The organism is Treponema sp. Marseille-Q4523 (genome assembly GCF_016901105.1).
Lineage (GTDB): Bacteria > Spirochaetota > Spirochaetia > Treponematales > Treponemataceae > Treponema_D.
The window spans coordinates 54,319-72,789 of sequence record NZ_JAFEVM010000006.1 but is presented as its reverse complement, the minus strand read 5'-3'; the positions used below and the strand labels follow the sequence as shown (position 1 = coordinate 72,789).

Genomic DNA, 18,471 nt, shown 5'->3' with positions numbered 1-18,471 from the left:
AGATCAACCCCACAACTCGTCGAGCGTTTTGCCCCTGCCGGCAGCGACGGCCTTTGCATTGAACAAGTGTTCGATCGCATTGAACGTCGCGCGCACGACATTGACGGAAGCGCTCGCACCGAGCGATTTTGAAATGATATCCGTCGCACCCGCCGCGTCCATAATCGCACGTACAGCTCCTCCGGCAATGATGCCGGTACCCGGACAGGCCGGTTTGATAAGCACTTCGGAGCTTTTATATTTGCCGATCATCTCATGCGGGATCGTTCCGTTTTTTACCGGCACGACGATGAGATTCCGCTTTGCGCGGTCGATGCTCTTTTTGATGGCTTCGGTCACGTCGTTCGCTTTTCCGAACCCGTAGCCGACGCGTCCTTTTTTATCGCCGACGACCGTGAGCGCCGCAAACGAAAAGCGGCGGCCGCCCTTTACGACTTTTGCCGTACGGTTCAGCATGACGAGCTTTTCGACGAATTCTTTGTCTTCTTCGCTTCTGCGCTCGCCGCGGTCTCTGCCCCTGCCCCGCCTCTCTCGTCCGCCTTCGCGGGCGTTTTCTCTGGAAGCTTCCGCGCGGGGCGTATCCTTCGGATCGGGTGCAGCTTTAACTTCTTTTACTTCTTTATTTTCCTGCTCTGCCATACATACTCCCTTAGAATACGATCCCCGCTTTGCGGGCTCCGTCGGCAAGTGCTTTGACGACGCCGTGATAGAGATAACCGTTGCGGTCGAACACGACAGTCGTAATCTGTTTATCTTTCAAACGCGCGCCGAGCGCTTCGCCGAGCTTTGCGGCATCGGCAACGGTCGGTTTCAAATTCGCAAATTCCTTTTCGAGCGTCGAAATACATGCGAGCGTTTTGCCTGCATCGTCGTCGACGATCTGCACCGACAGATTTTTATTGCTCCGCGTCACCGTCATGCGGGGGCGGGAAGCCGTGCCCGATACCGTTTTGCGGATGTGAAATTTTCTGTGCAGACGGCGTCTGTTTTTATCGTCCATCTTTTTAATCATAACACTTCACCTTATTTTACGCCGGTTTTGCCGACTTTGCGTCTGATGACTTCGGTTTCATAGCGGATACCTTTGCCCTTATAGGGTTCGGGCTTGCGCAAACTGCGGATCTCCGCGCAAAACTGACCGACTTGTTGTTTGCTGATACCCGATACCGTAACTTTGCCGTTCGCATCGGCCGCAACCGTAAGTCCGTCGGGGATCAGCGCGATAAAATCGTTCGAATAGCCGAGGTTCATCACCAGTTCTTTGCCTTTGACTTCGGCACGAAAACCGACGCCCGTGATGATGAGCGATTTCGAAAAACCGGCCGTTACTCCGATCACCATATCTTTGATAAGGCTGCGGTACAAACCGTGATCCGCATTCGCCTGCTTCGAAGCGTTGTTCGGAGTAACGTGAATGTTTCCGTCTTCAAACGAAACTTTGACGTTTTTTCCGTAGTGCTGATGCAGTTCGCCTTTCGGCCCCTTTACGGAAATCGAATCGGGGTTTACCGTTACCGTGACGCCCGCCGGAACAGCGACGGGAAGTTTACCGAGTTTTGACATAGCTTTCTCCCCTTACCATACCGTACAGATCAATTCGCCGCCGACCATCTTTTCGGTCGCCTTTTTTCCGGTCGTCACACCCGCCGACGTCGAAACGATGAGCGTTCCGTAGCCGTTGTACACGCGCGGCAAATCTTTAAAACCCGAATACACGCGGCGTCCGGGCGTCGAAATCTTTTTCATCCCGTGAATGACCGAATTGTTTTGACCGTCGTATTTCAAAAAGATGCGGATGATATTTTTTCCGTCTTCCTGAACCTTTTTAAAGTTTTTGATATACCCTTCGGTTTTCAAAATCTTGACGATTTCCAGCTTCAGCTTCGAAGTCGGAACGTCGACTTTTTCGTGGCGGACAGCAACCGCATTCCGAACCTTGGTGAGCATATCTGCAACCGGATCTGATGCACTCATTTTACACTCCTGCCGCTACCAACTCGATTTCGTGACGCCCGGAAGCAGGCCTTCACTTGCCAATTTACGGAAGCACAAACGGCACATTTTAAATTTCCGTAAATATCCACGCGGACGCCCGCAGATCTGACAGCGGTTGTATTCCCGTGTCGGATATTTTTGCTTGCGGGCAGCTTTAATAACCATCGATTTTTTAGCCATAGGTCCTCACTTATTTCCGGAACGGCATATTGAACTTGGCAAGCAAAGCGCGGGCTTCGTTGTCCGTCTTTGCGCTCGTTACGATCGCGATATTCATGCCGGATATCCGCGCGATTTTATCGAAATCGATTTCCGGAAAAATAATCTGTTCCGTAATGCCGAGAGAAAAATTCCCGTGTCCGTCAAATCCCGTCGATTTGATGCCGCGGAAATCCTTTACGCGCGGAAGCGCAACGTTGACGAGGCGGTCCAAAAATTCATACATCATTGTTCCGCGCAGCGTTACCCGTGCGCCCACTTCATTGCCCTCACGAAGTTTGAAATTGGCTATGCTTTTGCGAGCCTTTGTCTTGACCGCGTGCTGTCCCGTAATCTGAGCCAGATCTTCGACAGCGGCATCAAGGAGTTTCTTGTTGGTGAGAGCTTCGCCCACGCCCATGCTCACGACAATCTTTTTGATTGCGGGAACCTGCATCGGCGTCGTATAGCCGAACTCTTTTATGAGAGCGGGAGCGATAGTTTCCTTGTAGACTTTCTTAAGCCGAGGTACGTAATTGTCCATTACAGTGTTTCTCCACATTTACGGCAGACACGAAGTTTTTTATCGCCGTCAATTTTATAACCGATCTTTACCGGGCGTCCGCATTTTTTGCACACGACGCCGACGTTCGAAATGTGCAGCGGCGCTTCGACTTCAACGATGCCGCCCTGATCCTGCTGGCTTCTCCGCTTCATCGCTTTTTTCACGATATTGACGCCGGAAACGATCACTTTGTCTTTTTTCGGAATGATGCGCACGACCGAGCCGCGTTTTCCCTTATCTTTGCCGGCAAGCACTTCTACGTTGTCGTTCTTTTTAATTTTGAATTTCTTCTGCATACGAAATGCTCCTTACAATACTTCCGGCGCAAGCGAAACGATTTTCATAAAATCCATATCGCGCAGTTCGCGGGCAACCGGTCCGAACACGCGTTTACCTTTCGGATTTTTATTGTCGTCGACGATGACGCACGCGTTGTCGTCGAAACGGATATAGGTCCCGTCCGGACGGCGGTATTCTTTTGACTGGCGCACGATAACGGCTTTTTCGACCGCACCCTTTTTGATCGTCGACGTCGGGATCGCGTCTTTGACGGCTACGACGATGATGTCGCCGATGCCGGCATAGCGACGATGCGTGCCGCCGAGCACTTTAATACACTGAACCATTTTTGCACCGGAGTTATCCGCAACGGTAAGCATGGACTGCATTTGAATCATACTGTTGCTCCTGCGTTATTTTGCACGTTCGATAATTTCGACAAGCCGCCAGCGCTTGTGCCGGCTGAGCGGTCTGCACTCCACGATGCGCACGGTGTCTCCGATATGAGCGTCGTTTTTTTCATCGTGAGCCATATACTTCTTTGTCCGTTTAACGTATTTTTTATAAAGCCTGTCCATCTTCCTTGTCGTAACGGAAACGACGATCGATTTTTCCATTTTATCGCTCGTTACGAGACCGACAAACGAATGGTGATTCGGCTTTTTTACCTGAACAGTCTGCTCTTCCACGGTTCAGCTCCTATTTGTTTGCTTCGGCAGATTTTTGCGCCGCGGGGCACTTTTGCCGGATGAACGTATTTAAGCGGGCGATTTCGCGGCGCATCGTACGTTTTTGAAGCGGATTATCTACATGGGAGATTACCATCTTAAAACGTAAATCCATGTATTCTTTTTTCATCTTGTCGCGTTTTGCAACGAGTTCTTCATAAGACAGTTCTTTATCTTTGATATTTTTATCGGCCATCTTATCCTCCCGTTACGCCGTAACCGGCTTGTACGCGATTTTCGTCAAAATAGGCAATTTACTCTGCGCAAGTTCGAGCGCGCGGTGAGCCTGCTTTACGTCGACACCGCCGATTTCGAATAAAATCATACCCGGCTTGATAACCGCAGCCCAGAATTCGGGCGCCCCTTTTCCCTTACCCATGCGGACTTCAGCCGGCTTTTTTGAAATAGGCTTGTCGGGGAATACGCGGATCCACACTTTACCTTTGCGGCTGAGTTCGCGGTTGATCGCGACACGGCACGCTTCGATAACCGTCGCTTTGAGCCACGTCGGCTCGGTCGCGACGAGCGCTATGTCGCCGAAATCTATGTGATTGTTGCGCGTTGCGTTTCCTTTTTCTCTACCGCGCTGCACTTTACGGTGCAATACTCTTTTCGGACTGAGCGGCATACCTTAACTCCTTGCCTGTTTTTCGGACTGCGCCGGAGCGCGTTCGCGGCGGCCTTTGCGCACAAGCTGGCCGGCGTCTTCGTTCTGTTCGACGCCGTAATTCATACCGTTGTACACCCAAACTTTGACGCCGATTTTGCCGTACGTCGTCTGCGCTTCATACGTACCGTAATCGATATCGGCTCTCAGCGTGTGAAGCGGCACGCGTCCTTCTTTGTGCTCTTCGGTACGCTTCATGTCCGCACCTCCGAGACGACCGGCGAGACGAATCTTGATACCCTGAGCGCCGGCGCGTACCGCGTTGTTGATCGCCTGCTTTAAAGCCCTGCGATATGAACCGTGACCTGCAAGCTGACGGCCGACGTTTTCGGCGATGAGCGTCGCGTTCAAATCGGCACGCTTGATCTCTTTGATTTTGATCTGCACCTTTTTCGGTTCAAGCTGCTTTTGGATCTGTGCGCTGATCGTTTCGATCGTCGCGCCCTTGACGCCGATGATGACGCCCGGACGCGCCGTGTGGATCACGATCGTCACGCGCTGCGGATGGCGGATGATTTCGACTTCCGCGATGTCGGCATTTTTGCATTCGGGAAGATTTGCGATCATCTTGCGGATTTTCAAATCTTCGAGGACGAGACCCGCATATTCGCGGGGATCCGCATACCAGCGAGACTGCCATGTTTTGTTTACGCCGAGGCGCAAACCGATAGGATTAACTTTCTGACCCACTTTATTTTCCCGCCTTTTCGTCAACGACGACAGTAATATGACACATGCGCTTTAAAAGCTGATCTGCGCGGCCACGGGCGCGGAACCAAATCCGCTTGAGCCGCGGGCCTTCGTCGATTTTGATCTCTTTGACGTACAGCATATCTTCATCGAGCTTGCTGTTCGCGTTGAGCGCGTTCGACACGGCAGACTTAAGCGTTTTGCCGATGAGGCGCGCGCCTTTTTGCGGCATATTTTCAAGAATGACCGCAGCTTCGGAACAGCGCTTTTGGTTTATCACATGGGCGACGGGGCGAACCTTCGTCGGCGATGCGAAAAGAAATTTCGATACAGCTCTATATCCTTTGTTTTCAGCCATAACTTCCACCTTTATTTAGCGGCCGGAGCGGCTGCGGGAGCCGCCTTCGGTGCGGCCGCCTTTGCAGCGGACTTATCGGATCCGCCGTGTGCGCGGAACACGCGGGTAGGAGAAAATTCTCCGAGCTTATGCCCGACGAGGTTTTCCGTGATATACACGGGGATCCACGACTTGCCGTTGTACACGGAAATCGTATTCCCGACCATTTCAGGGATGATCGTCGAACAGCGGGAATAGGTCTTTATCATCTTCCTGTCCGATTCTTTGTTCATCGCCTGCACTTTTTTATAGAGGCTCTTTTCGACGAAAGGGCCTTTTTTAACCGATCTTGACACTGTCAGCTCCTCCGCACTTACTTCTTACGGCGCGAAATAATAAATTTGCTCGACGTCTTCCGCTTATTGCGGGTTTTGTAGCCTTTGCACGGCTGTCCCCACGGAGTAACGGGATTGCGTCCCTTTCCGGCGCCTTCACCGCCGCCGAGCGGGTGATCGACCGGGTTCATCGCCATACCGCGAACCGTCGGACGGACGCCCATCCAGCGTCTGCGGCCTGCTTTTCCGAGCCGCACGTTCATGTGATCTTCGTTTCCGACAACACCGATCGTCGCATAGCACTTACTGTTGATCCTGCGCATTTCGCTCGACGGCAAGCGGATGATGACGTACTCGCCTTCATTGCCGGCGATCATCGCGCTCGTACCGGCCGAACGCGCGAGCTGTCCGCCGCGTCCGAGCTGCAGTTCGATGTTGTGTACCGTAAAACCGACGGGAATGAGACCGAGCGGCAGCGCATTGCCGACCGTCGGAGAGGCGTTTTCGCCGGCCATGATCTTCTGTCCGACCTGCAAACCTTTCGGTGCAATGATATAACGCTTATCGCCGTCGGCATAATACACGAGCGCGATATTTGCGCTGCGATTCGGATCGTATTCGATCGTCTTTACCGTACCGGGAATACCGTGTTTATTGCGTTTAAAATCGATGTCTCGATACTTCCGTTTGTGTCCGCCGCCCTGATGGCGCACGGAAATCCGTCCGCCGCCTCCGCGGCCCGCATGAGACACCATACCTGACGTAAGTGTTTTTTCGGGTTTCTTTGCCGTCAAGTGATCTCGCACCAAGTCCACGCGTCCGCGCGTACCCGGCGTTATCGGCTTAAATATCTTAAGAGCCATTGTAAATCCCCTTAATCCTTAAAAAGCTCACACGCCTTCAAACACCTGGATCTTTTCACCAGGGGCGACGCGCACGATCGCTTTTTTATACGAAGCGGTCATACCGGGAATGCCCCGAGTACGCCGCATCTTTCCGCCAATATTCATCGTCGTGCAGCCGATAACCTTTACATTAAAGAGCTTTCGAACGGCGTCTTTGATCTGTATTTTGCTCGCATCTTTGTGAACGATGAAAACGTATTTATCCTGCTCGCGCAGCATATTCGCCTTTTCCGAAATAACCGGCCTGATAAGAATATCCGTGATATCCATTATTCAGCCTCCTTTTCTTTCGCCGCGTAGAACGAAGAAAGATTTTTTACCGCGCTTTCGAGGGCGATGATCTTCCGCCCGTAAAACAGCGCGTGCGCGCTCAAGCGGTTGTACGACAAAAACTGCAGCGACGGGATATTGCGTGCGGCCTGTTTGATTTTCACATCGTCATCTTTCAGAATAAGCACCGTGCGCTCGCCTTTTGTAAAGTTGTCGAGAATTTTTACCAGGTCTTTCGTTTTGCCGCTGTCGATCGTAAAATCTTCGACGACGGTAAAGCGGTCGCTCTGCGCCTGCATACTCAAAATCGATTTCATCGCCAGGCGTTTTTCTTTTTTCGGTATCGCATAGCCGAAGTCGCGCGGTTTCGGTCCGAAAATCGTACCGCCGCCTGCGAGAAGCGGAGATTTTTTATCGCCTCGGCGGGCGTGTCCCGTACCCTTTTGTTTATACGGCTTCGCATTGCTGCCGTGTACCTCGGAACGACCTTTTGTGCAAGCGGTTCCGACGCGCCTGTTTGCCAATTCATTCGTGACGGCATAGTAAATGACGTCTTCATTTACCGGAAGACCGAATACGGCGTCGTCAAGCGAAATCGTACGCAGCTCTTTACCGTCGACCGAAAAGACTTTCTTTTCCATAATGAGTCACCTTCCGTCGTTATTTTTTTACCGCGGACTTGACGATCAGCGTGCAGTCTTTATTCCCGGGGACGGCCCCGCGAACCATAATCACTTTCAGATCCGCATCGGTTTTGACGATCTGCAAATTTTGGATCGTAACCTTTTTAAAACCCATGCGGCCGGGCATTTTAATATTTTTGAACGTATGACCCGGAGTCGTCGACTGTCCGGTGCCGCCGGCTTCGCGGTGAAATTTCGAACCGTGCGAAGCGCGTCCGCCGTGAAAGCCCCAGCGTTTCATAACGCCCTGAAAGCCCTTACCCTTTGACGTCGACGTAACGTCGAGAAAGCGCGTACCGTCGAACAATTCCATGCCGATTTGATCGCCGACTTTCACTTCTTTTTCGAAATCGCGGAATTCTTTCAATGTCCGCTTCGGCGCGATGTTTTCCGCAAATTGATTTTTATACGCTTTCGTCACTCTCGATTCTTTTACATCGTCGATCCCGAGGACGACGGCATCGTAGCCGTTGCGCTCTTTTGTTCTCGTAGCGATGACGGTATTGGGATCGATGCGGATCACGGTTACCGGAATAAGGTTTCCGCTTTCATCGAATACCTGCGTCATCCCCACTTTTTTTGCAATCAGACCTTTCATTCTGATACTCCTGTAAAATTTGCAAAACCTGCGCGGCATTCCGTGCAAGCTTTGCCGTAAAAACGTTCGCCTGAAAGCGCGGACGCTTCGGCCAGGCCGTCATCCCGGATCCTCGGGAGCGTACCGTACACAGCGGATTTCCGAATGGAAATCACTGCTTTACTTTTACTTCAACACCGGCAGGCAGTTCCAACTTCATAAGGGAATCCATCACATCCGAAGTCGGATTCAATATATCGATAAGACGTTTGTGCGTGCGCATCTCAAACTGTTCGCGCGACTTTTTGTTCACGTGCGGCGAACGGAGCACCGTTATCTTATTGATCTTTGTCGGAAGCGGAATCGGCCCCGAAACTTGAGCACCCGCTTTCTGAACAGTCTGCACGATGGCTTTTGCACTCTGATCGATCACTTCCACATCGTACGCATGGAGCGTGACGCGAATCTTACCACTTGCCATTATTCCTCCAATCGATGCGAACGGCGCTGCAAAGAGCGCCGCCCGTTTCGAAAACTACTCGATAATCTTCGTAACCTGTCCCGATGCGATCGTGTGACCGCCTTCGCGGATAGCAAGCTTCAGACCTTCATCCATAGCGATCGGGTGGATGAGTTCGCCGATGATCTTGACATTGTCGCCCGGCTTTACCATCTGAACGTTCGCTTCGAGTTCGATCGTTCCGGTGATATCCGTCGTACGGAAATAGAACTGCGGGCGATAGCCGGAGAAGAACGGTTTTTTGCGGCCGCCTTCGGCTTCCGTAAGGACGTAGATCTGCGCTTCGAATTTCGTGTGCGGGTGGATGGAACCCGGCTTTGCAAGGACCTGACCGCGCTCGACGTCTTTCTTTTCGATACCGCGGAGGAGGATACCGACATTGTCGCCGGCCATACCCTGATCGAGGGTCTTTTGGAACATTTCGATACCGGTGACTGTCGACTTTTGCGTCGGGCGGATACCGACGATTTCAACTTCGTCGTTCATATTGACGACGCCGCGTTCGATACGGCCCGTAACGACCGTACCGCGTCCGGTGATCGTAAAGATATCTTCGAGCGGCATGAGGAAGGGCTTGTCTTCGTCGCGAACGGGATCGTCGAACCACGTATCCATAGCCGTGAGCAGCTCTTCGATACACTTCGTGTTTTCGGGATCTTCGGGCTGATTCAAGGCTTTAAATGCCGAACCTTTGATGATCGGCGTATCGGCGGAAAAGCCGTATTTTGCAATCGTGTCTTTGACATCTTCGACCGCCATTTCGGTCATATCGGCAGCTTCAGCGGCATCGAACTGATCGCATTTATTGAGGAAAACGATGATCTTCGGAACGCCGACCTGACGGGCAAGCAGCAAGTGCTCTTTCGTCTGAGGCATACAGCCGTCCGGAGCGGAAACGACGAGGATGGAACCGTCCATCTGTGCCGCACCGGTGATCATGTTTTTGATATAGTCGGCGTGTCCCGGGCAGTCGATGTGCGCATAGTGGCGCTTATCGGACTGGTACTCAAGGTGACGGGTATTGATTGTGATACCGCGGGCCTTTTCTTCAGGAGCATTGTCGATTTCGTCATACTTGAGCGCGTGGTCACCGAATTTTCTTGCACAATATTGGGTGATAGCAGCCGACAGCGTAGTCTTACCATGGTCTACGTGACCGATGGTTCCAACGTTCATGTGGGGTTTAGTTCTGACGAACTTTTCCTTTGCCATGATTTTCTCCTTGCCGGATTTCCTAGTCCGACATTGCATAATGGTATGTGTTGCACTTTAAGCCAGAACGGGACAATTTCCAACAGAAAACGCCGCATTCGCATACACATTGTTATTTTTGAGAATGATATGATGAACGTAATTTGACGGACAAGAATTTGTATTCATACGAAATGTTCCATATTTTCGGAACATCCTTGGCCGACACCACCGATCATCATCAAACTCGCTTTGACAACTGGTTTGGCATCTTCGAGCCTCAGTCCGTTAGGACCGGTCAAAAACCCGAAATGCTTCTATTATAAACTTCCGCTGCCGACGGCAACAGAATCCGCACTCAGGGCCGTATCCGCCTGAAAACCGAAATCGGTTGACTTTACGGGGATACCGGAGCTCGCTCCGATCGACTCTCAAAGAACCCTTTTACGCGCAAAAACGACGCGTTCTGTAGTTATACAGTATTTGCAAAAAAGATGCAAGAGGGAAACGAAAAAATTCCAAATTGTTGACAATATCGAGAAAAAATACTTTTTCATGTTGAAGCCCCGGAAAAGCTATCCCTGCCGCATGTCTTTTTTTCGATCGATATAGCCGCTTTCTTCGAGGTAGCGGCGGCGGGAGATAATGAGACCGATGAGTTCCTGATACATATTGTAGTCGACTTCGAGCGCGATCGGCAAAATAAAAAATTCGGTTTCGTCGCAGTACCGCTCGATAAACGCGGGATCGGTGACGAAGCCGAGACTTATCATATTGCTGATCCTGTCGGCGCATTTTAATATTTTCGCTTTTTGGCTTCCGCTTTGGATGATGGTACGAAGGTAATCGCTTTTCGGCTCTCCTTCTTTTCGCGTCACTTCGAGAACGAGCTTGTATACTTTCCGCCCGTCTTCGTCTATGTCGATTATTAAATTCGGATCGAAGCCGGGCACGTCTTCAATGACGTCGTGAATGCACGACGCTTTCAAAAGCACCGCGTCGATATAGCCGTAGTCGATGAGTATGCTCATCGTGTCGAGCTGATGGCGGAACATATTGCCGCCGGCATGGCGGGCTTTGCCGATGAGTACCGTCGCAAGCTGCATATACGGCGCGAGATAGATGTTTTTCAGCTGGAGCATGGATTTGTTGTCCATTCTACCCGAGCGATCGACATGCATTTTGTACTTCAATCGTTTCATCGGCCCCGCCTCTTACAAGCTTTGCATATACGACGCAAGTTTTTCTATGCGGCGCCTGTTTTCTTCGAGCTTCGCCTTTTCCGCTTCGACGAGTTCTTTCGCAGCGTGCTCTGCGAATTTGCCCGAAAGCTTGGCTTCCGAACGGGCGACGATCGCTTCGGCTTCGGCTTTTTCTTTTTGAAAGCGAGAGGCGAGCTGCGTTTTGTCGATGCTTTCGTCTATGAGCAAAAAGGCTTCGGCGCCCGGTACGACGGTACCTATCGAAGAGGCGGGCTTTTCATCGACAAAATCGATGTGCGAGATTCCCGCAAGCAGCATGATGATATCGGATTTTTCAGCACAGACTTCCGCAGCGCTGCCCTTTTCGATCATAAGCGCAAGGCGTATTTTCGAAGCGGGATCGATGCCGCACTCAGCGCGGAGCGCGCGAACGCCTTTTATGAGCTCGCGAAGCACATTGAAACGCCGCGTTACGTTTTCATCGACGCGCGCGTCGCTTGCTTCGGGAAAAGGAGATGCGATGAGCATACCGTTATAGTCGCTCGTCGAAAGAATTTTATTCGCGCCTGCGAGTTTTCTATTTTTAACAATTTCGGCAAGCGGAAGTTTTGCGTAGATTTCTTCGGTCACAAAGGGGAGGAAGGGATGGAGGAGGCGGATATTTTCTTCGAGCACGTTGAGCAAAACCGAAACCGCTCTGTCTTTTTCCGCATCGCTTCCGTTTTTAAATGAAAGCTTTGTCGCTTCCACGTACCAGTCGCAGTATTCGTTCCAAAAATATTCGTAGAGCGAAGAAGCCGCATCGTTGTAGCGGTAGCTTTCAAGCGCTTCGCGCTCCGCTCGCACGCACCTGTCGAGCTCCGTGTAGATCCACCGGTCGAGTTCGGTTAAATCTTCGTCGCGCACCGGAACGAGATTCCGCCCTTCGAGATTTCCGAGTATATAGCGGCTCGCGTTCCACACTTTGTTCGCAAAACGGCTTCCGAGCTTAAACGATTCCCTGTCGATTAAAACGTCCTGCCCCTGCGCGCACATAAAGCCGAGCGTAAATTTGAACGCGTCGCTTCCGTACATATCGACGATCTCAAGCGGATCGATTCCGTTGCCGAGCGACTTGCTCATCTTTCTGCCCTGCCTGTCGCGCACGAGTCCGTGAATGTAGATGTCGTGAAACGGCGCTTTGCCCGTAAATTCGATGCCCGCCATGATCATGCGGCTCACCCAAAAGAAGATGATGTCGTAGGCGGTGACGAGCGCGCTCGTCGGATAAAACTTTGCCGAATCGTCGGTCTCCTCCGGCCAGCCGAGCGTGCTGAACGGCCACAGCCATGAAGAAAACCACGTGTCGAGCACGTCGGGATCCTGTTCGAGTTCGGTCGACGAACACTTCGGACAGACGTGCACGTCTTCGCGCGAAACGATCGTCTCCCCGCATTTTTTGCAGTACCACACCGGAATGCGGTGCCCCCACCACAGCTGACGGCTGATGCACCAGTCGCGGATATTTTCGAGCCATACTTTATACGTGTTTTCCCATTTACGCGGGAAAAATTCGATATCGCCGTTTTTCCACGCACCGAGCGCTTTTTGTGCAAGCGGCTGCATTTTGACAAACCACTGATCGCTTAAATACGGTTCGACGACGGTATTGCAGCGATAGCAATGTCCGACCGCATGCGTGATCTTTTCTTCACCCTTGAATAAATTTTGCGCTTTCAAATCTTCGATGATCAGAGTCCGCGCTTTTGCACAGGAAAGCCCGCGGTAGCGTTCGGGGCAGTTATCGTTCAGCGTGCCGTCGGGATTCAATATATTGATAATGTCGAGATCGTTTCGCTTTCCGACCAGCCAGTCGTTCGGATCGTGCGCCGGCGTGATCTTTACCATACCGGTGCCGAAGTCTTTATCGACATACGCATCGGCGATGAGCGGAATGACGCGGTCGGTACACGGCAATTTTAATTTTTTTCCGACGATACCTTTATAGCGCTCGTCGGAGGGATTTACGGCGACGGCCGTATCTCCGAGCAGCGTTTCGGGGCGCGTCGTCGCTATTTCGATTTTTGTCGAACCGTCGGGCGCGGGACCGTCGGCGTATTCGTAATAGATGTGATACATCGCACCGGCCGTATCCGTGTGTTCGACTTCGTCATCCGCAAGCGCGGTACCGCAGCGGGGACACCAGTTGACAAGATAATGTCCGCGATAGATGAGTCCGCGTTCATAGAGCGTTACGAACACGTCGCGCACCGCGCGCGAAAGTCCTTCGTCCATCGTAAAGCGCTCGCGATCCCAATCGGTGCTGTTGCCGAGCTTCCGCTGCTGTTTGACGATCGTCGCATGGTGGTCGTCTTTTACCGCCCACGTGCGCTCGAGAAATTTTTCGCGGCCTATGTCGCCCCGCGATTTGCCTTCTTTTTTCAGCGCGCGCTCGACGACGTTCTGCGTCGCGATACCCGCGTGATCGGTGCCCGTCACCCACAGCGTGTTGTCGCCTTTCATACGGTGATAGCGCACGACGATGTCCTGCAGCGTATTGTTCAGCCCGTGTCCGACGTGCAAAACACCCGTTACGTTCGGAGGCGGAATGACGACTGAAAACGTCGCGGCTTTTATCTCGTCGGGCGACTTGCCCGCCATACGTTTTTCGTATTCGGCATGAACGGGAGAGGCGGGATCGGACGCGGGTTTAAACCAATTGCCCTCTTCCCATGCTTTGTATATGCGGTCTTCAAAATCTTTCGGGTTATACGCTTTTTCAAGCTCTATCGCTTTCATAAAAAAGTATTATCGCACATAATGCAAAAATAATCAAACAAAATAAAACTCCGATAATGAAATCATTGTACATAATATACACCGAATAAGTCGATAACGCTTACAACTCCGTCGATCGACTTCGGCATTGCGGATAAGGATCGCTAAAGGTGAGTTTTTAGAAATATCTTCATGTAGTTTTCTACATCTGAGAGATAGGGCAATTATTGAGCCTTGCCCAGCGTATTACATTATTCAGTCTCGCCTGATAGCCTTTTCCCGCTTGTTTTAGCCATGCAAGATTATCATTGTCAATTTTTGTGTGAATGTCCGTCTTAGGCATTTTCAAAGATTGAATATAATAAAAGCCGCCGTTTGCAGTCGGTTTACTATCGGGAATGTCATCGCAGTTTATCTCACTTGCAGGGCGGCTTGCCATTTCTTCAAGCGTTGCTTTTTCCTCTGCTGTCAGCGGGGGAAAATCAATAACCTTGTATTCTCTTTGCATTTTCTTCATACAGTTTGATCTCCTTCGGCGTTGCCCGCCGTGCAGATATAAGCCTTATCAGTTCTCCTCTTTCTGTTGCAATAACACTTGTGATGTAAAGCCCCTCTATTCGTCCGATATACTTTTCCCTATCCTCATCATTGGAATGTACAAAATCATAATCTTCATAAAGTAACGGATCATTGAATACACGACTTGCCATTTCGAAAGATAATTTTTCGTGGTTAGCCTTATTGTATTCATTCTTTGCCGTATCCCATACAAAAGTATCAAGATAGACAAAATCCGTATTCCGTTCCACATCTTTATAGTACATCATATATGTACATAAATCAATAAAAATTTATGGCTATACCGTTATACCGTTCTCGATACGTCCGACGCGCCGCTCGATGCGCATATAAACGGTCGATATCCTACTTCCGCTCCATACGAGAAAGGAGCGCGTCGAGCTTTTCGCCGTATTTTTTATCGGACGCCCACGTCCCTGCAAGCTCGAAAACCGTCGGCGCTTTGCCGCGCGGAGAGACGAATTTGGCGCGTTTATCGACGACGGGATTGACGAGTTCGTCGGTATCTCCGTACGCATTCAAATGCTGGATGTGCGCGCGTACGCCGAGCAGTACCGTCGGAAAACGGTCGGGAGCCGATCCGCTTCCGGTCGCCCCGAGTCCGCAGTAATTGTGCATATCTTCGGTGACAAGACCTCCGAATCTCAAAAATCCCGTTTCGAGGCACATCTGCGCGAAGGCGACGTCGGAATTGATACCTTCGTCGTGTGCTTCCGAAATATAACACTGCGCAATATAGAGGGCATCCTCTTTGCGTATCGCGGGGTTATGAGAGCGTAAAAACGATGCGAGTTCCGTCGCTGAAAAAACACCCTCGCCCGTAAGGCTCCGCGATGCTGCAGGCCTTTCAAACGAAAGCGTCGCACACGAAACGAAAATCGCAGCGCAGGCACACGGCAGTGCGATGCGGCAAAATAAAGCCGATTTCGACGGACGCCCTCCGTTTTTTTCGGCCTTTTTTATTCCCGACAGTATTTTTTCCGATCTTGTCATATCGATATTTTCGGCACCGCGTCCCTTCTTCGTGAGCGTTCCGATACAAACGGCAGCGATCAGTCCGACATACGAATACCGCGCAAACGAGGGCGCAAAATTCCGATGTACGAATACCGCGCATGTGCATACGAACAAACGCACGATTTTATCGTAAAAACTTCGAGCAAAAACTCCGAAATCGCAACATTTTTTCGATTATTAAGTGATGAACTATCAGCAAAACGCAAAACCGGACGTACGGGAACAGGTTTTAAAACACGGATTTTCATATCCGAGCGATGAAGAGCTTGTCATGCTCATACTCGGGAGCGGCACAAAAAAATCGCCCGTGCGCCGCCTCGCGCGCAGCGTCGTCGAAGCATTGTACGAATCGGACGACAAAAACATCGTGCCGGATCTTTTGGCGATCAAAGGCATGGGAACGGGAAAAAGCCTCGCCGTAGCGGCCGCGATCGAACTCGGACGCAGACGAAACGCGCACTTGCATTCGGTCATCACGCAGCCGAAAGATGTCGTGCCCTTTGTGAAAAATTATTCGGTGCTGCCGAAAGAACACTTCCTGTGCATAACGCTCAACGGCGGACACGAAATCATAAAGATACGCGTCGTAAGCGTCGGCACGATCAATCGAACGATCGTTCATCCGCGCGAAATCTTTTCGGAAGCGCTCGTCGAAAATGCAGCGGCGATGATCGTATGCCACAATCATCCGTCGGGCAGCTGCGCACCGAGCAGAGAAGATATCGAAACGACGAAGACGCTCATAGAAGCGTCGAAAATCATCGGCATCACGCTGCTCGATCACATCATCCTCGACCGTGATTCGTATTTCAGTTTTCTCGAACACGATCTGCTTTTTACGCCTGCGGAATAACGACAGAGCGCATTCAGCGGCTGCGATAAAGCGTGCGATTAATCCGAATACGGCTCGGCTTCTACCGTCGCCGGAATTCTACACCTTCGATTTGACGCATCGCTTTTAAATCGATATCATTATCGATATGAAGCTTTATTCGAAAACGCAATTCATACGTGCAATCGCCGCGGCAGTCGTAATCACCGCAGCGACAGCGGTTTTTATCGATAGAAACATCGGCTCATTTGCGTCGTTCGCGGGCATCGGGGAAGATACATCGCAGCCTGCCGAAGCGCAGCGCGATTTTGAAAATCAAACGGCCGCCGAAAGCTATCCGGTTTTCGAACAAAGCGCCGCCCTCCCGCTGCGTCCCGTTGCGGATGCATCCGGTTTTACGGAAGACGAACAGCAAAATATCAACGTCTACGACCGGTGCGCCGAATCGGTCGTAAACATCAGCACGAAGATCGCCGGCGTAAACTGGTTTCTCGAACCGATAGTCGAAGACGGAGGAACGGGAAGCGGCTCTATCATCGACAAGCGCGGATATATCGTCACGAACGTGCACGTTATCCAAAATGCGTCGGAAATCTACGTGTCGCTTTCAGACGGCACACAGTACGAAGCGGAGATCGTCGGACAGGACAGCGAAAGCGATTTGGCAGTTATTAAATTCACGCCGCCTGCAGGTACGGTTTTAAAAACGATTTCATTCGGAGATTCGAGCAAAGTCAAAATCGGACAAAAAGTCATCGCGATCGGAAACCCGTTCGGACTCGACCGTACGATGACGACGGGAATCGTTTCGGGACTCGCGCGACCCGTGCGGAACAACAACAACAGGATCATCCGCAACATGATTCAAACCGATGCCGCAATCAATCCGGGAAATTCGGGCGGTCCGCTTTTGGATACTGCAGGGCGCATGGTCGGTATCAACACGATGATCGTATCGCCTTCGGGAAGCTCCGCCGGCGTCGGATTTGCGATCCCTGCGGAAACCGCCGTGCGCGTCGTTTCCGATTTGATACGCTACGGGCGCGTAAACCGCGGCATTGTACAGATGTCGATCGTACAGCTGAACCGGACGATCGTGCAGTACGCGGGTCTCGACGTGTCGGCGGGCGTGCTCGTTTCGGAAGTGACGAAAAACGGAAACGCGGACAAAGCCGGTATACGAGGCGGCACGCAGCGGGCAAACTACGGCCGCTCGATAATCTTCCTCGGCGGCGACATCGTAACGAAGATCGACGACATCGCGATAGCCTCCCTTGCCGATTATTTTTCCGCGCTCGAAGACAAGCGCCCCGGAGATACGGTTTCGATGACGATCCGCCGAAATCGCAGAGATTTGACGATAAACGTAACGCTCGCTCCGCCGCAGCAAAATCAATAAGTCAAATGTCGAGTTTGGAAAGTATACCGGCTGATTGATTTTACCGCGCCCAGTCTTCGATTTTCAGCATACTGATTTTACAGAGTGCCGCGAAATCCCGCTCATTGTGTGTTACGAGGATCATATTGTTTGCTACGGCTGTCGCCGCAATCTGCGTATCCGCATAAGAGCTCGGCGTACCCGCTGCATCGCAGCGCGCCGAAAGTTCTCCGCAAATGCCGGCGGCAAACGCATCGTAGGGGATGATATCCATATTTGATCTGAGGTTCTCGATCGCATCTGCAACGATGTGTCGCCTCTTGCCTTCGGGCATCTTTTCCAATCCGTATATTAATTCCTGCCAAACGACGGCGGGGATCGCACAGCGTGTTTCGCTTGCGTAGTACCGTTCCAATACATGTTCATTAGGAATTTTCTTTGCAAATTCGGAAATAACATTCGTATCCAATAAGTATATCGCTTTCATTTTTCCGACCAAAGTTTTTGAGCTTTCTTAGGATCGGGCATCTCTCGCGATCTGACATAGGGCAAGCCCTCATCGAGCAAGCTGTCCTCGTGAGCTTTTCTCCATTCGGAAAGCCAATTTTGCCGCCGAATATGTCGTTCACGGTATGCTTCATAGCTGATGATGACGGCCACCGGCTTATCGCGGCGGGTAAGCTCGACGCTTTCCCCCGCTTCCGCCATCTTTATGAGAGCTGAAAAATTGTTTCTCGCATCGTAGATCGACGATCTGCACATACGC

Annotated in this window: 29 protein-coding genes; 2 read left to right on the top strand and 27 right to left on the bottom strand. The window is 51.4% G+C overall.

Annotated elements, in window-relative coordinates; translation table 11 throughout:
* Window positions 1-3: 3 nt before the first annotated feature.
* The 25 genes from rpsE to JSQ97_RS03105 form a co-directional block, all read right to left on the bottom strand.
* Complete coding sequence (rpsE, locus tag JSQ97_RS03225; protein ID WP_205074720.1) at window positions 4-639, bottom strand: 30S ribosomal protein S5; 636 nt, start codon at window positions 637-639, stop codon at window positions 4-6.
* Between the two features lie 10 nt (window positions 640-649).
* Window positions 650-1,012, bottom strand: coding sequence for a 50S ribosomal protein L18 (rplR, locus tag JSQ97_RS03220; RefSeq protein WP_187384824.1), 363 nt, complete (start codon window positions 1,010-1,012; stop codon window positions 650-652).
* Window positions 1,013-1,023: 11 nt separating this feature from the next.
* Entirely contained in the window at window positions 1,024-1,563 is a 540-nt protein-coding gene (gene rplF, locus JSQ97_RS03215) for a 50S ribosomal protein L6 (protein WP_187384825.1), read from the bottom strand.
* Between the two features lie 12 nt (window positions 1,564-1,575).
* Window positions 1,576-1,974, bottom strand: a complete 399-nt coding sequence (rpsH, locus tag JSQ97_RS03210) for a 30S ribosomal protein S8 (protein ID WP_021331241.1) — start codon at window positions 1,972-1,974, stop codon at window positions 1,576-1,578.
* A gap of 15 nt (window positions 1,975-1,989) precedes the next feature.
* Window positions 1,990-2,175: a type Z 30S ribosomal protein S14 gene (locus tag JSQ97_RS03205; RefSeq protein ID WP_021331277.1), complete on the bottom strand. Its 186-nt coding sequence runs from the start codon at window positions 2,173-2,175 to the stop codon at window positions 1,990-1,992.
* Window positions 2,176-2,185: 10 nt separating this feature from the next.
* Window positions 2,186-2,737, bottom strand: a complete 552-nt coding sequence (gene rplE / locus JSQ97_RS03200; RefSeq protein ID WP_180486850.1) for a 50S ribosomal protein L5 — start codon at window positions 2,735-2,737, stop codon at window positions 2,186-2,188.
* The gene (rplX, locus tag JSQ97_RS03195) at window positions 2,737-3,054 is read right to left on the bottom strand and encodes a 50S ribosomal protein L24 (RefSeq protein WP_205074719.1); all 318 of its coding nucleotides are present in this window, start codon (window positions 3,052-3,054) and stop codon (window positions 2,737-2,739) included. Before rplX ends, rplE begins: the two co-directional genes overlap by 1 nt.
* 12 nt (window positions 3,055-3,066) lie before the next feature.
* Entirely contained in the window at window positions 3,067-3,435 is a 369-nt protein-coding gene (gene rplN, locus JSQ97_RS03190) for a 50S ribosomal protein L14 (protein WP_016520678.1), read from the bottom strand.
* Between the two features lie 15 nt (window positions 3,436-3,450).
* On the bottom strand, window positions 3,451-3,726 hold the full coding sequence (rpsQ, locus tag JSQ97_RS03185; RefSeq protein WP_021331239.1) for a 30S ribosomal protein S17: 276 nt from the start codon (window positions 3,724-3,726) through the stop codon (window positions 3,451-3,453).
* Window positions 3,727-3,736: 10 nt separating this feature from the next.
* Entirely contained in the window at window positions 3,737-3,961 is a 225-nt protein-coding gene (gene rpmC, locus JSQ97_RS03180) for a 50S ribosomal protein L29 (RefSeq protein WP_205074718.1), read from the bottom strand.
* A 12-nt stretch (window positions 3,962-3,973) separates the two neighbouring features.
* Window positions 3,974-4,393 carry a 50S ribosomal protein L16 gene (rplP, locus tag JSQ97_RS03175; protein ID WP_187384828.1) on the bottom strand — a complete coding sequence of 140 codons (420 nt, stop codon included), beginning with the start codon at window positions 4,391-4,393 and terminating at the stop codon, window positions 3,974-3,976.
* A gap of 3 nt (window positions 4,394-4,396) precedes the next feature.
* Window positions 4,397-5,122, bottom strand: coding sequence for a 30S ribosomal protein S3 (rpsC, locus tag JSQ97_RS03170; RefSeq protein WP_205074717.1), 726 nt, complete (start codon window positions 5,120-5,122; stop codon window positions 4,397-4,399).
* Between the two features lies 1 nt (window position 5,123).
* Window positions 5,124-5,480, bottom strand: coding sequence for a 50S ribosomal protein L22 (rplV, locus tag JSQ97_RS03165; protein ID WP_205074716.1), 357 nt, complete (start codon window positions 5,478-5,480; stop codon window positions 5,124-5,126).
* Between the two features lie 11 nt (window positions 5,481-5,491).
* Window positions 5,492-5,815, bottom strand: coding sequence for a 30S ribosomal protein S19 (gene rpsS / locus JSQ97_RS03160; protein WP_205074715.1), 324 nt, complete (start codon window positions 5,813-5,815; stop codon window positions 5,492-5,494).
* Window positions 5,816-5,832: 17 nt separating this feature from the next.
* Window positions 5,833-6,657, bottom strand: a complete 825-nt coding sequence (gene rplB / locus JSQ97_RS03155; protein WP_205074714.1) for a 50S ribosomal protein L2 — start codon at window positions 6,655-6,657, stop codon at window positions 5,833-5,835.
* 27 nt (window positions 6,658-6,684) lie between these two features.
* Window positions 6,685-6,969, bottom strand: a complete 285-nt coding sequence (locus JSQ97_RS03150) for a 50S ribosomal protein L23 (protein WP_187384833.1) — start codon at window positions 6,967-6,969, stop codon at window positions 6,685-6,687.
* Window positions 6,969-7,610, bottom strand: coding sequence for a 50S ribosomal protein L4 (gene rplD, locus JSQ97_RS03145; RefSeq protein WP_205074713.1), 642 nt, complete (start codon window positions 7,608-7,610; stop codon window positions 6,969-6,971). The genes JSQ97_RS03150 and rplD overlap by 1 nt, the downstream gene beginning before the upstream one ends.
* A gap of 19 nt (window positions 7,611-7,629) precedes the next feature.
* A complete protein-coding gene (gene rplC / locus JSQ97_RS03140; RefSeq protein WP_205074712.1) occupies window positions 7,630-8,250 on the bottom strand; it encodes a 50S ribosomal protein L3 in 621 nt (206 codons plus the stop codon).
* A 151-nt stretch (window positions 8,251-8,401) separates the two neighbouring features.
* A complete protein-coding gene (gene rpsJ, locus JSQ97_RS03135) occupies window positions 8,402-8,710 on the bottom strand; it encodes a 30S ribosomal protein S10 (RefSeq protein WP_021331258.1) in 309 nt (102 codons plus the stop codon).
* A gap of 54 nt (window positions 8,711-8,764) precedes the next feature.
* The gene (gene tuf / locus JSQ97_RS03130; RefSeq protein ID WP_187384836.1) at window positions 8,765-9,961 is read right to left on the bottom strand and encodes an elongation factor Tu; all 1,197 of its coding nucleotides are present in this window, start codon (window positions 9,959-9,961) and stop codon (window positions 8,765-8,767) included.
* A gap of 554 nt (window positions 9,962-10,515) precedes the next feature.
* Window positions 10,516-11,121 (bottom strand): hypothetical protein, encoded by a 606-nt coding sequence (locus JSQ97_RS03125; protein ID WP_187384909.1) that lies wholly within the window; start codon window positions 11,119-11,121, stop codon window positions 10,516-10,518.
* 33 nt (window positions 11,122-11,154) lie between these two features.
* Window positions 11,155-13,920: a valine--tRNA ligase gene (locus JSQ97_RS03120; protein WP_205074711.1), complete on the bottom strand. Its 2,766-nt coding sequence runs from the start codon at window positions 13,918-13,920 to the stop codon at window positions 11,155-11,157.
* Between the two features lie 181 nt (window positions 13,921-14,101).
* Entirely contained in the window at window positions 14,102-14,416 is a 315-nt protein-coding gene (locus tag JSQ97_RS03115; RefSeq protein ID WP_239446894.1) for a BrnA antitoxin family protein, read from the bottom strand.
* Window positions 14,382-14,708: a BrnT family toxin gene (locus JSQ97_RS03110; protein ID WP_370590022.1), complete on the bottom strand. Its 327-nt coding sequence runs from the start codon at window positions 14,706-14,708 to the stop codon at window positions 14,382-14,384. Before JSQ97_RS03110 ends, JSQ97_RS03115 begins: the two co-directional genes overlap by 35 nt.
* A gap of 115 nt (window positions 14,709-14,823) precedes the next feature.
* On the bottom strand, window positions 14,824-15,471 hold the full coding sequence (locus tag JSQ97_RS03105; RefSeq protein ID WP_205074710.1) for a glucosaminidase domain-containing protein: 648 nt from the start codon (window positions 15,469-15,471) through the stop codon (window positions 14,824-14,826).
* A gap of 208 nt (window positions 15,472-15,679) precedes the next feature.
* Between JSQ97_RS03105 and radC the strand changes: the two genes are divergently transcribed.
* Together radC and JSQ97_RS03095 are read left to right on the top strand one after the other, a co-directional pair.
* The gene (gene radC / locus JSQ97_RS03100) at window positions 15,680-16,348 is read left to right on the top strand and encodes a RadC family protein (protein WP_205074709.1); all 669 of its coding nucleotides are present in this window, start codon (window positions 15,680-15,682) and stop codon (window positions 16,346-16,348) included.
* A 127-nt stretch (window positions 16,349-16,475) separates the two neighbouring features.
* Window positions 16,476-17,726, top strand: a complete 1,251-nt coding sequence (locus tag JSQ97_RS03095; RefSeq protein ID WP_205074708.1) for a S1C family serine protease — start codon at window positions 16,476-16,478, stop codon at window positions 17,724-17,726.
* A 40-nt stretch (window positions 17,727-17,766) separates the two neighbouring features.
* Here JSQ97_RS03095 and JSQ97_RS03090 read toward each other — a convergent pair whose 3' ends face one another.
* Both JSQ97_RS03090 and JSQ97_RS03085 read right to left on the bottom strand, forming a co-directional pair.
* Window positions 17,767-18,192: a type II toxin-antitoxin system VapC family toxin gene (locus tag JSQ97_RS03090; RefSeq protein ID WP_205074707.1), complete on the bottom strand. Its 426-nt coding sequence runs from the start codon at window positions 18,190-18,192 to the stop codon at window positions 17,767-17,769.
* On the bottom strand, window positions 18,189-18,467 hold the full coding sequence (locus JSQ97_RS03085) for a type II toxin-antitoxin system Phd/YefM family antitoxin (protein ID WP_187384841.1): 279 nt from the start codon (window positions 18,465-18,467) through the stop codon (window positions 18,189-18,191). Before JSQ97_RS03085 ends, JSQ97_RS03090 begins: the two co-directional genes overlap by 4 nt.
* Window positions 18,468-18,471 lie beyond the last annotated feature (4 nt).